Origin of the sequence: Pseudomonas baltica, assembly GCF_031880315.1 — a bacterium.
GTDB lineage: Bacteria > Pseudomonadota > Gammaproteobacteria > Pseudomonadales > Pseudomonadaceae > Aquipseudomonas.
Genome location: NZ_CP134771.1, coordinates 6,203,576 through 6,218,705, shown reverse-complemented (window position 1 = coordinate 6,218,705; position 15,130 = coordinate 6,203,576). Strand labels below are relative to the sequence as shown.

Here is a 15,130-nt window from a genome sequence, read left to right as displayed (position 1 = left end):
GACAGCCCCCTACCGTACTGATGGAGACCGCTCGCATGAGCAAGAAGAACCACGAACGCGTCGAACCGGATCGCACTCAAGCAGGCGCCCCGCTACTGCCCATGTCGCGGCGCTCAGTGCTGCAGGCCATTGGGGTAAGCGGCACCGCAGCGGCACTGGGCAGCGGGCTGGCGGCCGAAGCCGCCGCCGATCCCCGCGACGCGGCGCCCATCGAGCCTGGCAGCCAGCCGCTCAAGCTGGTGATCAACGGCAAACACCAGACCTTGCGCGTCGACCCCCGCACCACCCTGCTCGATGCCCTGCGCGAGCGCCTGCACCTGACCGGCACCAAGAAAGGCTGCGACCATGGCCAATGCGGCGCCTGCACCGTTCACGTCAACGGTCGGCGGGTCAACTCGTGCCTGAGCTTCGCGTTGATGCACGAGGGCGACGAAATCACCACCATCGAAGGCCTCGGCACCCCAGTCGAGATGCACCCGATGCAGGCGGCCTTTGTCGAGCACGACGCTTATCAATGCGGCTATTGCACCAGCGGCCAGATCATGTCCGCAGTGGCGCTGGCCAAGGAGCCTTGCGGCGGCTCGGATGCCGAGATCAAGGAAGCCATGAGCGGCAATATCTGCCGTTGCGGCGCCTATTCCAACATCCTCGCTGCCATCCAGCAGACTCGCAAAGCCTGAGGCCCCCGCCATGCAGACATTCGCTTTCAACCGCGCCAGCAGCGCCGAACAGGCTATCCGCCTCGGGCTTGCCAGCCAGACCGCACAACAAGGCGCCAGCGTGCGTTTCATCGCCGGCGGCACCACCCTCACCGACCTCATGAAGCTGGGGGTCGAATATCCCCAGCAGTTGGTCGACATCAATCATCTGCCACTGGCCGAGGTCAGCGCCGTCAGCGGCGGCGGCCTCAAGGTGGGTGCGCTGGTGCGCAACAGCGACCTGGCGCAGCACGCGGCGGTCAAGGCAGAGTACGCGGTGCTGTCGCAAGCGCTGCTGTCCGGCGCGTCAGCGCAATTGCGCAACATGGCCAGTACCGGCGGCAACCTGCTGCAGCGCACGCGTTGCACGTATTTCCGTGACAACCACAGCCCCTGCAACAAGCGCGAACCGGGTAGCGGATGCGCGGCGATAGGTGGCATCAACCGTACCTTGGCGATTTTCGGCACCAGCGAGCATTGCATCGCGACCAATCCGTCGGACATGAATGTCGCCCTGACCGCATTGGAGGCGCAGGTGCATATTCGTGGCAGTGACGGCGAGCGCGTGGTGCCGATTGGCGAGTTTTTCCTGGTGCCGGGTGATACCCCGGACAAGGAGAACGTATTGCAGCCGGGCGATCTGGTGACCCATGTCGAGCTGCCGGCTCCGCGCTCCGGTAGCCGCTCCGGCTACTTGAAACTGCGTGACCGCGCCTCATATGAATTCGCCCTTGCCTCGGCCGCCGTGGTGCTGCAGATCGACGGCGGGCGCGTGCGTCACGCACGAATCGCCATGGGCGGCGTGGGCACCAAGCCGTGGCGCGCCACGGCTGCCGAGCAGGCATTGATCGGCGCCCCGGCCACGGCCGCGAGCTGGCAACTGGCGGCGGAAGCGGCCGTCAAAGGCGCCCAGCCACAGAGCGAAAACGGCTTCAAGATCGAGCTGGCCAAGCGCTGCGTCGCCCAGGCGTTGGCCAACGTTGCAGCCCTGGCGTGAAGCGTATGGCCGCATCGCAGGCAAAGCCCGGTCCCAACCTGTACGGCGCTGGAGCTGGGCGCACTGTGGGCGTAAAGCCTGCTCGCGAAAAGGTCCTCACCGCTGGCACACATTCAAGATTCAGTTCGCCCTGAGCGGCGGACCCTCGGAGGCCACATGGCACCAGTATCCAACACCGCCGAGGCCGTGATCGGCCACGGCTTTACCCGCATCGACGGGCCAAAGAAAGTCACCGGCACGGCCCGCTACACCTCCGACCACGCCTTCCCGGGCCTGGTGCACGCAGTGCCCGTGACCGCCACCATCACCACCGGACGCATCACCGCCCTTGACCCTGGGGCAGCGCTGCAGATGCCCGGTGTCATTCAGGTGTTCCATTCCGGCAATTTCAGCGATCAGGTCTACCGCAAGCAAAGTGGCGGCGGCAAGACTGACGAGGCCCGCCCACCGCTGGCCGATGACCGTATCACCTACTATGGCCAGTACGTCGCCCTGGTGGTGGCCAACACCTACGAGCAAGCCGTGGCGGGCGCCGCGGCGGTCAAGGTCAGCTACGCCGCCGACCAGGCCAACGTGTCCATGCGTTTGAGCGCCGAGGAAAAGGAATCGGTCGACACTGAGCGTGGCGATGTGACCAAGGCCTTCGCCAATGCGCCAGTGAAGATCGACCACACCTACACCACGCCACCCCACGCCCACAATCCGATCGAGCTGCATGCCACGGTCGCCCTGTGGAACGGCAAGGAGTTCACGCTCTACGAGACCTCTCAGGCGATCATGAATCACCGCATGGTCATGGCGCAGATGCTCGGCGTCGCGCCGGAGCAGATGCGCATCATCACTGAATACCTGGGCTCGGGTTTTGGCGGCAAGCTGTGGCCGTGGAGCCATTCGCTGCTGGCCGCGGCTGCTGCGCGTCAACTACAGCGCCCGGTCAAGCTGGTGGTCGACCGCGAGATGATGTTCCACAACGTCGGCCACCGCACCAACACCCAGCAACGTATCCGCCTGAGCGCCGATGCCAGCGGCAAGCTGCAGTCGGTGCAACACGACTACCTGTTTCACAACGCGCGGCTGGACACCTACAAGGAAAACTGCGGCGAAGCCACGGGGTATCTGTACAGCTCGCCGAACTTGCGCGCCGCCTGGTCGTTCGCTCGTCGCGACATCGCTCCGCCCACCTCGATGCGCGGGCCGGGTGCTGTGCCTGGGCTCTACGCGCTGGAATCGGGCATGAACGAGCTGGCCGTGGCGCTGAACATCGATCCGCTGCAACTGCGCCTGATCAATGAGCCGGCCACCGATGAAAGCACCGGCACGCCCTTCAGCTCGCGTCACCTCACCGAGTGCCTGACCACCGGTGCCGAGCGCTTTGGCTGGGCGCAGCGAGATCCGCGTCCGGGCTCGATGCGCAATGGCGCCGGCGTGGTGATCGGCTGGGGCATGGCGGCCTGCACCTGGATGGCCAAGGCGCTGCCCGCCGAGGCGACCGTGCAGTTCGATAGCCAGGGCGGCGCCACGGTATTGAGCGGCACTCAGGATATCGGCACCGGTACCTATACCGTGGTGGCGCAGATGGTCGCGCAGCTGACCGGGCTGCCGCTGACTCGCATCGAAGTGACCATAGGTGACAGCAGCCTGCCGCCAGGGCCGATGTCCGGCGGCTCGATGGCCACCGGTTCGCTGGTGCCAGCGGTGCAAGAAGCGACTCAGGCGGCCATCGATGCAGCCATTGCCGTGGCGATCGAAGAACATCCGCCGTTTCATGGCATGCAGGCCGAGGCGCTGACCTTCGCGCGGATGCGCATTTATCCCAAGGGCAGCGACCCGGCCAGCGGTATCGAGGTTGGCCAGCTGTTGAGCAATGCGCGGATGAAATACATCAGCGGCAGTGGCAAGACACCCGGCAGCAAGGACGTCGACGACAAGTTCTCGATCCACTCCTACGGCGCGCATTTTGTCGAGGTCACCTGGGAGCCGGAGATGGCACGTTTGAAGGTCAACCGTGTGGTCACGGTGATCGATGGCGGCAAGGTCATCAACCCGCGTACCGGGCGCAATCAGATCGAGGGCGCGATCATGATGGGCGTGGGCATGGCGCTGTTCGAGGCGACTGAATACGACCCTCGCACCGGTCAGCCGGTGAACAGCAATCTGGCGGATTACATCGTCACTACCCATGCCGATGCCCCGGAGGTGGACATCACCTTTCTCGACTACCCGGACACCACGCTCAATCCGTTGGGCGCACGGGGTATCGGCGAGATCGGCCTGGCGGGAGTGAGCGCGGCGATCACCGATGCGGTGCGCCATGCGACGGGGGTGGTGGTGCGCGATTTGCCGGTGCGGATCGAGGACTTGTTGAAATCCACATTGGCTACCTGACACGACCCTGATCACTGTGGGAGCGAACTCTGCTCGCGAAGGCATCGGCAGCACCGGATATCGTCATAACCACCGGCGGTATTGCTGCAATGCGCGGTCAGAGCCCGCTCCCACGGGGATTGACAGGCGTCGCTATCAGGCCACCTCCACCGTCACACCCAGCGAGCGCAAGGCGTTCCAGTACTCAGGGTAGGTCTTGCCGACGCATTCCGGGTCGAGCAAGCGAATACCGCTGACTTTCAACCCCGCCAACGCAAAGCACATGGCGATGCGGTGATCGCTGTGGGTGTCGACCAAGGCATCGCAACGCGTACCGGCCAATGCCGGATCAGCCGCCACCAGCAAGTCATCCCCTTCGACCGTTGCCAGCCCCGGACGGATGGCGTTGAGTCCGTCGTACAGGGCTTGAACGCGATCGCACTCCTTGACCCGCAAGTTGGCCAGCTCGACGAACCGTACCGGGGTGTTGTTGAACGCTGCCAGCACGGCCAGGGTCGGCACCGCATCCTGCATCTGCGAGCCGTTGATGACGGCCGGCATGTTCGGGTAGGCGGCGATGAACGCTTGGGCCTGGGCATCCGGTTGAGTGAAATCGGCTTCGGCAATGCCCAGGTCGATCTTGCCACCGGTCAGTGCCTGGGCCGCCCACAAGTAGGTAGCAGCCGAGGCGTCTGGCTCGATCAGGTAGTCGCACGCGGTGTAGCCAGTAGCGGCGATACGCCAGGTAGTGTCATCGACCACGTCCACCTGCGCGCCGAAGGCCTTCATGCAGGCCAGCGTGAGGTCGACGTAGCCACGGGCACCGATATCCTTACCCGACAGTTTGACGTCGATGGCCGACTCGCCGCACGCCGCCAGCATCAGCAAGGCGGATACATACTGGCTGGACAGGCCGCCATCGATCTCGAACTGCCGCGCCGGCACCGTGCCGGTGCCCTGTACCAATACTGGCGGGCAGCCGGTGGCACTCGACACCCGTACACCGCCCGCACGCAGGGCGTCGAGCAGCGGGCCGATCGGGCGCTTTTGCATGTAGTGGTCACCGTCGAGGGTCACCGCGCCATCCACCGTCGCTACAGCAGCGGTCAGGAACCGTACCGCGGTACCGGCGTTGCCGAGAAACAGCGCCTCGCTCGGCGCCTGCAGGCGACCTGTGCTGGTGACCACGAAGGTGGTGTCATCGGGCTCGTCGACAGTCACGCCCATGGCCCGCAGCGCGTTGGACATGTGCCGGGTATCGTCGCTCTTGAGCGCACCAGTCAGACGGCTGGTGCCCTTGGCCAACGCGGCCAGCAGCAAGGCGCGGTTGGTGATCGACTTGGAGCCGGGCGGCGAGACCTGGCCGTGCAAGGCAAACCCAGGCGGAATGACGGTAGCGGTGTGCGGCGCGCCCATGACAGCGTTTCTCCAGATCAGAACCGGCGCCCTGCGGCGCGAAAGGCGCACATGATGCCATTAATGAAAAGGTCGAGGCAAAAAGCGGTGCCACGGAGGGTGCGTTTACGGGGCAAATGGCAAACTGGGCGGACGCCCACGGCAGAAAAAACCCGGTGACAAGGCAGCGCCCTGATCCGAATGCGCCGCCCTGCCCGCCCGATCACGTCACCGGTGCAGGGTTGAACAGCACGATATCGTTGTGCAGACGATGCTGCTCGGCCCAGGTCTGCTTGCGGCCGCTGGCGACGTCCAGGTAGTAGTGGAACAACTCCCAGCCCAGCTCCTCGATGGTCGCGCGGCCGGTGGCTATACGGCCGGCATCGACGTCGATCAGGTCGGGCCAGCGCTCGGCCAGCTCGGTGCGCGTCGAGACCTTGACCACGGGTGCCATCGCCAGGCCGTACGGGGTGCCGCGGCCGGTGGTGAACACATGCAGGTTCATCCCGGCGGCCAGCTGCAAGGTGCCACAGACGAAATCACTGGCCGGCGTCGCGCAGAAGATCAACCCCTTGCGTTCGACCCGCTCGCCAGGCCCGACCACCGCGTTGATCGCGCTGCTGCCGGATTTGACGATCGAGCCCAGGGATTTTTCGACGATGTTCGACAACCCGCCCTTTTTGTTGCCTGGCGTGGTATTGGCGCTGCGGTCCGCGGCGCCACGCTCCAGGTATTGGTCGTACCAGTCCATCTCGCGCACCAGTGCCTGAGCCACGTCCATGTCCTGGGCGCGTGAGGTGAGCATATAGATAGCGTCGCGCACCTCGGTGACTTCAGAGAACATGACCGTGGCTCCCGCGCGAATCAGCAAATCCGACGCGAACCCCAAGGCCGGGTTGGCAGTGATCCCGGAAAACGCATCGCTGCCGCCGCACTGCATGCCCAGGATCAACTCGCTGGCCGGGACGGTTTCGCGGCGACGCTGGTCGAGTTTTTTCAGACGCGTCTCGGCCAGTTCCATGATCTGCTCGATCATCTCGACAAAGCCGTGGCTGGAATCCTGAAGGCGATACAGCCACGGATCGCTGAGGTCAACCGAGCTGTCGTTTTCGTGCATTACCTGACCGGCCTGCAGCTTCTCGCAGCCCAGGCTGATGACCAGCGCTTCGCCACCCAGATTAGGGTTGCGCGCCAGATTGCGCACGGTACGGATGGGGATATAGGCATCCCGCGCATTGATCGCCACGCCGCAGCCGTAGCTGTGAGTCAGGGCCACGACGTCGTCGACGTGGGGGTACTTGGGCAGCAGCTCTTCGCGGATGCGCTTGACCGCGTGATCAAGCACGCCGGTCACGCATTGCACGGTGGTGGTAATCCCGAGAATGTTGCGGGTCCCGACGGTGCCATCGGCGTTGCGAAAGCCCTCGAAGGTAAAGCCTTCAAGCGCAGCCAGCGGCGCGGGCACGGCATCGGACATCGGCAGGCTGTCCAGCGGCGGCGCGGACGGCATCGCCAGCTGGGTTTCCTGCACCCAGCTGCCTTGGCGCAGGTCTTTCAAGGCATAGCCGATGATCTGGCCGTAACGGCGCACTGCACCGCCCTCAGGGATGTCTACCAGCGCCACTTTATGACTTTGCGGGACGCCCTCGACAGTGGTCAGGCCGTCGGGAAAACGGCTGCCTTCGGTGACGCCCTGATCGTTGACCACTACCACGACGTTGTCGTCTGCGTGCAGACGCACATAGCGGGGAGAGTCGGAATGTTCGATGAGTTGCATGGGTTGGCCCTTTTTATCGACGCACAGGCTGAATCGGGTGAAACGTCGGTCACCCACAGGCTGACCGACTCCAAGCGTTGTATCAGTGTGCCGGTGCAGCGCCCGAAGGCGATTCCACCAGCAGTTTGCCATCTGGATCACGCAGCTCCACGCGCTTGATCGGGCCGACGATCACCAGATAGGCGAACACCGCCACCAGCGCATTGGCGCCGACATACACCAAGGCCCATTTGAACGAGCCCGTGGTGGAAATGATGTAGCCGATGACGATCGGCGTGCTGATCGACGCCAGGTTGCCGAACATGTTGAACAGGCCACCGCTGATCCCGGCGATCTGCTTGGGCGAAGTATCGGACATCACCGCCCAACCCAACGCACCCACGCCCTTGCCGAAGAACGCCAGAGCCATGAAGCCCACCACCACCCATTCGAGCTGCACGTAGTTGCACGCCACGATGGTGGTCGACAGCAGCAGGCCGCCGATGATCGGCAACTTGCGCGCCAGGGTCAACGAATGCCCGCGGCGCAATAGCCAGTCGGAAATCACCCCGCCCAGCACCCCGCCGATAAAGCCACAGATCGCCGGCAACGAAGCGATGAAGCCGGCCTTGAGGATGGTCATGCCGCGCTCCTGCACCAGGTAAACCGGGAACCAGGTCAGGAAGAAGTAGGTAATGCCGTTGATGCAGAACTGCCCGAGGTAAATCCCGGCCATCATGCGGTTGCTCAGCAGTTGCTTGATGTAGCCCCATTTCGGACCGCTGTTGCCCTTCTGCGCGCTGTCCATGTCAACGACCGCGCCACCCTGAACGATGTGCTCAAGCTCTTGCGCGCTGATCATCGGGTGTTCCTTGGGGTTGTGGATGTATTTGATCCACGCCAGCGAGAACGCTATACCGGCCGCACCCATCACCACAAACACGTGTTCCCAGCCAAAGGCGTGCACGATCCAGCCCATCAGCGGCGCGAACAGCACTGTGGCGAAGTACTGCGCCGAGTTGAAGATCGCCGAGGCGGTGCCGCGTTCCGCCGCTGGGAACCAGGCCGCGACGATGCGCGCGTTGCCGGGGAACGACGGCGCTTCGGCCGCCCCCACCAGGAAGCGCAACAGGAACAGCGCGATAACCGCGTTGGCCATCGGCAGATAGCCGACGAAGCCTTGCAACAGGGTAAACGCCGACCAGGTGAAGATGCTGATGGCGTAGACCTTCTTCGAACCGAAGCGGTCCAGCAGCCAGCCGCCAGGGATCTGCCCGAGCACGTAGGCCCAGCCAAAGGCGGAGAAGACAAAACCCAGGGTGACGGCATCGATGCCAAGGTCTTTCTGCAAGCTCGATCCGGCAATCGCGATGGTCGCCCGGTCGGCATAGTTGATCGTGGTAACCACAAACAACAGAAAGAGGATCAGATAACGTACATGCGTGTTTTTCGACGCTTGCATGCAGTGGTACTCCCACGATTATTTTTATTGGACACGGTCGCGATCAATGCCGCGATGGGAGACAAGTTATCGTACAAGCATAGGAATATCCATCCCCGGTTGTTCTTTTTTTGCAGACAAGGCAACGGTATCGCCAATATGAGAATCAATCCTGTCTACCCGCAATCGTTAGGCTAAACAGGCATTGATACCTTCCAGTAGATGCCTTTCCTGCATCACCAGTTGTCCGACTACCCTACTCCGCCATTTTGCGAAGCAGCTTGACGCCAAAAAAGGTGGCACAACGCCGGCATCTCCTTGGGAATCAGCGGTTTTCGCGAGCAAACCCCCTTCGCTACAGGGCAGATTCCGGTAATAGTTCACATCCTTTGATCTAGCCCCCTTGACCCAGCAAACAGGGGGCCATACGGCACTGGACAAGGGCATTGGCGAGGATTAGCTTTACTGCTTCGGTAGAGACGCCATGGATGCGTCTGCGCAGCCTACTTACGCGATTGAGGTGTATATCGTGAGGATTTCGCCCCTGCTGGCTTTCGTGCTGGGCAGCCCCCTGTTGGTCGGGTGCGGCGCCGCACCAGTAAAGCTCAAGTACGTGCAATATGAAGATGGGCGCAGCGAAGGCCGCGGGGATTACAGCGGGCTGACCAAATTCAGCCTGGCCAAATCCATTCTGCTGGTGCGCCCCGCCGAAACCGGCGGCCCCGCGCTCATGACTTCGGTGCCGGCCGAAGCGTCCGGCCCCCTGACCCACTTCGGGGTGCAGCAGGAAAACGGCGCTGGCGCCGGTCACCTGCTGACGGTGACCAAACTCGACAATTCCAACCTGGTGCATCGGCTCACCAGCGACGCGCAATTGCAGCCCGATCAGCCGTACAAAAACGCAGCGTCCTCGGGCGCGCCCACGGCAGTGGCGGCGAGCGTCGACCTGCCCACTAGCAAAAAAACCAGCGCCGCGCTGAGCTTGCCGCTAGCGATCGATACTGGCCGCTTGCTCGACCAGGCGTTTCGCGGGCCTACCACCATGTGGGCCGTGAGCGAAAACTCCAATCGCAAGCTTGCTTTCGAGATCGCCTTCGATGCGGTGCCGACGGACGCGATCGAAACCCGCCAGCTCGACCTCGCCAAAGCGTCCGGACTCTACTTCTATTCAGCCTGCCGCACCGCCACCGTGACCTTCCTCACCGCGCCCCTGACCCGCCAGCAATTCACCGTCACCGTTGCCGATCCGCACTTCGTGCAGACTATCGCCGTCGCGCCGCAGAGCAGCATCACCAGCCATTCCGGCTGCGGCGTCGACATTCACTCGCCGGTGGCCGAAGCACCGCAAGCACTGAACGAGCTCAATCAAGCGATCGCCCAGGCCCGCTCGCTGAACACCGCCTGGCAGACCGTGCCCGGCACCGACAAGGCCAGCGCCATCGCCGAGGCCGAGGCCGCCAACAAGGCCGCGCAAAAAACCGTCAAGGCGGCCGCTGCAAAGGCTGCGGCGGCCACCGCCGCGGCAGAGCAGAAAAAGCGTGATGAAGCACTGCGCAACGCCGAAGTCCAGTTACCCAAGCGGGCGCCTTCTACCCAGACGTTCGCCTTTTGAGCTCGCGCGCCGGGCTCAATCGCTGAAGGTAAACACCAGCAGCATCAGGTTCGCCAATGAGATCAGCCCGAACAGCCCCCACGCCAGCCAGCGTACCCAGGCGCTATTGACGAACTCGCCCATCAGCTCAGGGTCGCTGGTAAAGCGGATCAACGGCCACAAGGCAAACGGCAGTTGCAGACTGAGCACCACCTGGCTCAACACCAGCATCTTGCCCACCGCGCTATCGCCCAGCCACCAGACGCCGATCAGGGCCGGTAGCAGCGCCATGCCGCGAGTAATCAGGCGGCGCTGCCAGCAAGGGATCGAACGCTGCAGGAACCCTTCGAGCACCACCTGGCCGGCAATGGTCCCGGTAAAGGTCGAGCTTTGCCCCGAGGCCAGCAGCGCCACGCCGAACAGCAGGCTGGCCAGGGTACCTCCGACCAATGGATCGAGCAGATGATAGGCATCCTGAATTTCCACCACATCGGTATGCCCGGTGCCATGGAAGGCGGCGGCAGCCAGGATCAGAATCGCGGCGTTGATCAACAGCGCCAGCAGCAACGAGACGAAGGTGTCCAGCCGTGCATAGCGGATCGCCGTGGCCTTGGCGTCGGGTTCTTGCTTACGCACCCGGGTCTGCACCACTGAGGAGTGCAGATACAGATTGTGCGGCATCACGGTCGCGCCGAGGATACCGATAGCCAGATACAACGGTTCCTGGTGGCTGAGCACCTCCCAGCTGGGTCGCAGCCCTGCCGCTACATCGGGCCAATAGGGCTTGATCAGCACCAGTTCGATGAAAAAACACACGCCGATGGTGCCGATCAACCCAAGAATGATTGCTTCCAGCCGCCGGAAGTTGGCGCCTTGCAAGGCCAGCACCAGCACCGTGTCGAAGGCGGTCAGCACCACGCCGCCGAGCATCGGCACCCCCAGCAACAGATGAAAGGCCAGCGCGGCCCCTAGCACTTCGGCAAGATCACAGGCCAGAATCGACAACTCGGCCAACAGCCATTGACCGCGCGCTACACCAGGTCGATAACGCTCCCGCGTCAGCTGCGCCAGGTCACGGCCGGTGGCGATGCCCAGCCGTGAGGCGAGATTCTGCAGGGCCATCCCCGCCAGGCTCGCCAACACCACGACGAACAACAAGGCGTACCCGAAGCGCGACCCTGCTTCGATAGCCGTCGCCCAGTTGCCGGGGTCCATGTAGCCCACCGACACCATCAAGCCCGGACCGAAGAACAGCAGCATCTTGCGCAGCGACGAAGCATTGGCGGGGACATCCACCGTCTCGGTGGCGGCCGAAGGGCAGAACGGGGCGGTGGCGAGGGACGGCAATTTATATTTCACGGATACCTACGCAAACAGAGGGCTCTGGACGGAGCTTATCTCGGGGTGAGACAAGCAAGCCCATTAATGTTTCCAATTATGTCGATTATCATTCTCATTTTCTACCCACACCTTATAGCGCCGCGCACTGGTCCTTGAGCCACCGATACAGCAACTGCACGATCGGCGAAAACTGCCGGCGATGCGGGCACACCAGTTGCAGCGGTACGCTGTCGCCCAGTACCTGGGGCAAGATCACCTCCAGCCGCCCGGCGCGCACATCCTTGCTCACATCCAGCCAGGACTTGTAGGCAATGCCCTCACCCGCCACCGCCCAGCGCCGCACCACATCGGCGTCGTCACTGAGCAAATGCCCGGATACGGCGATGGTCTGCGACGCTCCCGCGCCGTCGACGAACGCCCACTTGTCGTAGACCCGGCCCTTGAGCAAGTACAGTAGACAAGCGTGTTGCGCCAATTGCTGCAACGTTTGCGGACGACCCTGCCGGGCCAGATAGGCGGGCGCGGCGACCAGCACGCGGCGGTTGTCCGGGGCCAGGGGCATCGCGACGAAACTGGCGTCGTCCATGCGCCCATAACGCAGGGCGATGTCGATCGGCTCGCGAAACACGTCGGCCACTTGATCGGACAGAAACAACCGCAGCGTGATCTGTGGATGCTCGTGGCGAAAAGCACTCAGCCAGTCGAGCACGATATTGCGCCCCAGATCCGACGGCGCCGCCACCTGCAGCACCCCACTAAGCCCGGCCTGCGCCGGACGCAACCGCTCCTGGCCTTCGCGCAGAGCCTCCAGCGCTTGGCGAGCGCTGGGCAGATACACTTCGCCTTCGGGGGTCAAGCGCAAGCTGCGGGTCGAACGCGCGAACAGACGTATGCCCAACTCGGCCTCCAGGCGCTTGATCGCCGCGCTGACCTGACCCGGCAGCAAGTCAACCTCTCGCGCAGCGTTGGAGAAACTGCCCAGCGCGGCGGTGCGCACGAACAGATTGAGATCGTCGAAGCGGACCATTTTCATTCCTGCAGTGAAAGTGCTGAACTATTTTGCAGGTTTTTCAATCAAGTGAAAACGTCCATCCTAGGCCGCATCATTGATGCCTATCCTCGAAGGAACCCCCATGAAAGCCATCGCCTATCGTCAACACGGTCTGTCCATCACCGATCCACACGCACTGATCGACCTCGAACTGCCTGCGCCGACACCCGGCCCGCGCGACCTGCTGGTGGCAATCAAGGCGATCTCGGTCAACCCGGTCGACACCAAGATCCGCGCCAGTGCGGCCGTCACCGAGCCCCGCGTGCTGGGTTGGGATGCCGTCGGCGTAGTACAGGCAGTGGGCGCCGACGTCAGCCTGTTCAAGGTCGGTGACGAGATCTACTATGCCGGCGACCTTACCCGGCCAGGCACCAACAGCGAATTGCATCTGGTGGACGAGCGCATCGCCGCCCTCAAGCCTAAAAGTCTGGACGCCCCCAGCGCCGCCGCCCTGCCGCTCACCAGCATCACTGCGTGGGAGCTGCTGTTCGACCGCCTGGGCATCGTTGAAGGCGGTGGTGCCGGGCAATCGTTGCTGATCATCGGCGCTGCGGGCGGGGTCGGTTCGATCCTTGTCCAACTGGCGCGTCAGCTCACGCAAATGACCGTGATCGGCAGCGCCTCGCGTCCGCAGACCCAGGAATGGGTGACCGGCCTGGGCGCTCATCACGTGATCGACCATAGCCGTTCGATTCCCGAGGAGCTGGCCCGTATCGGCGTCGGCCAGGTCAGCCACCTCATCAGCCTGACCCACACCGACAGCCGCTTTGCCGAATTGATCGAGGCGCTGCAGCCGCAAGGCCATCTGGCGCTGATCGACGATCCCAAGACCCTCGACGTGGTGCCGATGAAGCGCAAATCGCTGTCGCTGCACTGGGAACTGATGTTCACCCGCTCGATGTACCAGACCGACGACATGATCGCCCAGCACCAGTTGCTCACGCGGGTGGCCGAGCTGATCGATAGTGGTGTACTGCGCACCACCGTAGGCGAGCACTTCGGCACCATCAACGCCGCCAATCTGATACGCGCCCACGCGCTGCTCGAAAGCGGCAAGGCGCAGGGCAAGATCGTGCTTGAAGGCTTCTGAGCGGCAAATCCGCGAGGGCCTGGTGCCCTCGCTACAGCGCCTGCCCGAGCTTGACCGCGCGGCCAATGAATTGCACCGGGCCGGTGGGCTTGCCCACCGTGGAGCCACCGGCGTTCTCCAGCGTCAGCTCGAACAGTTGATTGGCCTGCAGGGGCGGCAGTTTGTCCAGCGCGACGCGCAAACTCTGCCCCGGCTTGACCAACCCCAGCGACACCGGGCCTTGCCAGTCATCGGCCTTGGTCCAGAACTCAAGTGCTTTGTCGGCCGGGACTTGCGCCACCGCCAAAGGGATCAACTCGACTTCCCGTGCGCTGCCGGCCTGCACCACCCATCCTGGCGCCTTGTCCTGCGGGGCGACCAGCACCACCAGATACTGGGGCGTTGCCACGGCCGCGACGCGGGTCAGCAATAACGCGGCCATGATCACACTTGCCGCCAGCCCGGCAGCCGTCATACCGCGCCACAGCGCCAACGAGTCCCACCAACGGCCGGCGCGCGCTTTGGCATGCAGGCTGCGCTCGATGCGCTTCCACAACAAAGCAGAAGGCACCTGCGCGGGGGCCAGCGCTGTCAACGGCAACAGCCGTCGCTCCCAGTCGTCCACCGCAGCACGCAGTGCGCCATCGTGCTCCAGGCGCCGCTGCACCTCCAGCCGTTGCGGCAGTTCAAGGGTGCCCAGCACGTACTCACCCGCCAGCGCGCGAAGCGGCGCAGAAACCGGGTCAAGGGGGGGTTCGCTCATCCCATGCACTCCTTCAAACTTGCCAGACTGCGTTTGATCCAGGCCTTGACCGTGCCCAGCGGAGTGGCCAGGCGGTGGGCGATTTCAGCATGGGAGAAACCATCGACATAGGCCTGCACGATACACGCCCGGCGCAGCGGCTCCAGGCTGGACAGGCAGCCGTGCAAACGCTCTCCCTGCAATGCCGCCTCAAGCGCGGCGTCGACTTCGGCGCTGGCCTGCTGCGCGTCACGCGCCTCCAATACAGCGGCCTGCTCGTCACTGACCTGAACCTCCCGGCCACGGCCGCGCAGTACGTTGAGGGCGAGATGGCGGGTGATGCTGAACATCCAGCCACGCGCACTGCCGCGACCGGCATCGAAGCTGGCCGCGCCGCTCCAGATGCGGATAAAGGCTTCATGAACGATGTCCTCGGCCAGCGCCTGATCCTGCACCAGGCGCCGTGCGACACCCAGCAAGGCGGCTGCCTCCTGCTGATACAAACGCTGCAGGGCCGAATGCTCGCCGCGTGCACAGGCGCCCAGCAAAGCGTGGTGATCGAACAGCGGTTCAGGTACGGACAAAGGCGCGACCGTCAGCAAATGGGAGGAGCGAAACCAGCTCTGCTCGCCAGCGATGGCGCGCCATCGGCCGTCGTCGCTCGCGGCAGGTGGAGCACAGCGTA

Annotated in this window: 12 protein-coding genes; 5 read left to right on the top strand and 7 right to left on the bottom strand. The window is 63.7% G+C overall.

Annotation, left to right across the window (positions count from 1 at the left end):
• The first annotated feature begins 101 nt into the window (after nucleotides 1-101).
• The 3 genes from REH34_RS28355 (at nucleotide 102) to REH34_RS28345 (ending at nucleotide 4,080) form a co-directional block, all read left to right on the top strand.
• Entirely contained in the window at nucleotides 102-680 is a 579-nt protein-coding gene (locus REH34_RS28355; protein ID WP_311972180.1) for a 2Fe-2S iron-sulfur cluster-binding protein, read from the top strand.
• A 10-nt stretch (nucleotides 681-690) separates the two neighbouring features.
• Nucleotides 691-1,695 carry a xanthine dehydrogenase family protein subunit M gene (locus tag REH34_RS28350; protein WP_311970055.1) on the top strand — a complete coding sequence of 335 codons (1,005 nt, stop codon included), beginning with the start codon at nucleotides 691-693 and terminating at the stop codon, nucleotides 1,693-1,695.
• A gap of 156 nt (nucleotides 1,696-1,851) precedes the next feature.
• The gene (locus tag REH34_RS28345) at nucleotides 1,852-4,080 is read left to right on the top strand and encodes a xanthine dehydrogenase family protein molybdopterin-binding subunit (RefSeq protein WP_311970054.1); all 2,229 of its coding nucleotides are present in this window, start codon (nucleotides 1,852-1,854) and stop codon (nucleotides 4,078-4,080) included.
• A 135-nt stretch (nucleotides 4,081-4,215) separates the two neighbouring features.
• Here REH34_RS28345 and aroA read toward each other — a convergent pair whose 3' ends face one another.
• The 3 genes from aroA to REH34_RS28330 all read right to left on the bottom strand — a co-directional run bounded on the left by aroA (nucleotide 4,216) and on the right by REH34_RS28330 (nucleotide 8,672).
• The gene (gene aroA / locus REH34_RS28340) at nucleotides 4,216-5,475 is read right to left on the bottom strand and encodes a 3-phosphoshikimate 1-carboxyvinyltransferase (RefSeq protein ID WP_311970053.1); all 1,260 of its coding nucleotides are present in this window, start codon (nucleotides 5,473-5,475) and stop codon (nucleotides 4,216-4,218) included.
• Between the two features lie 202 nt (nucleotides 5,476-5,677).
• A complete protein-coding gene (garD, locus tag REH34_RS28335; protein ID WP_311970052.1) occupies nucleotides 5,678-7,231 on the bottom strand; it encodes a galactarate dehydratase in 1,554 nt (517 codons plus the stop codon).
• Between the two features lie 82 nt (nucleotides 7,232-7,313).
• A complete protein-coding gene (locus REH34_RS28330) occupies nucleotides 7,314-8,672 on the bottom strand; it encodes an MFS transporter (RefSeq protein ID WP_226502391.1) in 1,359 nt (452 codons plus the stop codon).
• Nucleotides 8,673-9,180: 508 nt separating this feature from the next.
• On the opposite strand from REH34_RS28330, the gene REH34_RS28325 reads away from it, so the two are divergent.
• Nucleotides 9,181-10,263 (top strand): hypothetical protein, encoded by a 1,083-nt coding sequence (locus REH34_RS28325; protein ID WP_311970051.1) that lies wholly within the window; start codon nucleotides 9,181-9,183, stop codon nucleotides 10,261-10,263.
• Between the two features lie 15 nt (nucleotides 10,264-10,278).
• Here REH34_RS28325 and REH34_RS28320 read toward each other — a convergent pair whose 3' ends face one another.
• Nucleotides 10,279-11,538, bottom strand: a complete 1,260-nt coding sequence (locus REH34_RS28320) for an Nramp family divalent metal transporter (protein ID WP_409373359.1) — start codon at nucleotides 11,536-11,538, stop codon at nucleotides 10,279-10,281.
• Between the two features lie 175 nt (nucleotides 11,539-11,713).
• Complete coding sequence (locus REH34_RS28315; RefSeq protein WP_311970050.1) at nucleotides 11,714-12,610, bottom strand: LysR family transcriptional regulator; 897 nt, start codon at nucleotides 12,608-12,610, stop codon at nucleotides 11,714-11,716.
• 106 nt (nucleotides 12,611-12,716) lie between these two features.
• Here REH34_RS28315 and REH34_RS28310 point away from each other — a divergent pair, with 106 nt between their 5' ends.
• Nucleotides 12,717-13,724, top strand: a complete 1,008-nt coding sequence (locus REH34_RS28310; RefSeq protein WP_226502388.1) for a zinc-binding alcohol dehydrogenase family protein — start codon at nucleotides 12,717-12,719, stop codon at nucleotides 13,722-13,724.
• Nucleotides 13,725-13,755: 31 nt separating this feature from the next.
• Here REH34_RS28310 and REH34_RS28305 read toward each other — a convergent pair whose 3' ends face one another.
• Together REH34_RS28305 and REH34_RS28300 are read right to left on the bottom strand one after the other, a co-directional pair.
• Nucleotides 13,756-14,466: an anti-sigma factor domain-containing protein gene (locus tag REH34_RS28305; protein WP_311970049.1), complete on the bottom strand. Its 711-nt coding sequence runs from the start codon at nucleotides 14,464-14,466 to the stop codon at nucleotides 13,756-13,758.
• On the bottom strand, nucleotides 14,463-15,029 hold the full coding sequence (locus tag REH34_RS28300; protein ID WP_311970048.1) for a sigma-70 family RNA polymerase sigma factor: 567 nt from the start codon (nucleotides 15,027-15,029) through the stop codon (nucleotides 14,463-14,465). Before REH34_RS28300 ends, REH34_RS28305 begins: the two co-directional genes overlap by 4 nt.
• Nucleotides 15,030-15,130: the final 101 nt, after the last annotated feature.

Excerpts from the sequence above, each read along its gene's own strand:
- REH34_RS28355 (WP_311972180.1), top strand. The coding sequence starts at position 102 with ATGTCGCGGCGCTCAGTGCTGCAGGCCATTGGGGTAAGCGGCACCGCA.
- REH34_RS28350 (WP_311970055.1), top strand. The coding sequence starts at position 691 with ATGCAGACATTCGCTTTCAACCGCGCCAGCAGCGCCGAACAGGCTATC.
- REH34_RS28345 (WP_311970054.1), top strand. The coding sequence starts at position 1,852 with ATGGCACCAGTATCCAACACCGCCGAGGCCGTGATCGGCCACGGCTTT.
- aroA (WP_311970053.1), bottom strand. The coding sequence starts at position 5,475 with ATGGGCGCGCCGCACACCGCTACCGTCATTCCGCCTGGGTTTGCCTTG.
- garD (WP_311970052.1), bottom strand. The coding sequence starts at position 7,231 with ATGCAACTCATCGAACATTCCGACTCTCCCCGCTATGTGCGTCTGCAC.
- REH34_RS28330 (WP_226502391.1), bottom strand. The coding sequence starts at position 8,672 with ATGCAAGCGTCGAAAAACACGCATGTACGTTATCTGATCCTCTTTCTG.
- REH34_RS28315 (WP_311970050.1), bottom strand. The coding sequence starts at position 12,610 with ATGGTCCGCTTCGACGATCTCAATCTGTTCGTGCGCACCGCCGCGCTG.
- REH34_RS28310 (WP_226502388.1), top strand. The coding sequence starts at position 12,717 with ATGAAAGCCATCGCCTATCGTCAACACGGTCTGTCCATCACCGATCCA.
- REH34_RS28305 (WP_311970049.1), bottom strand. The coding sequence starts at position 14,466 with ATGAGCGAACCCCCCCTTGACCCGGTTTCTGCGCCGCTTCGCGCGCTG.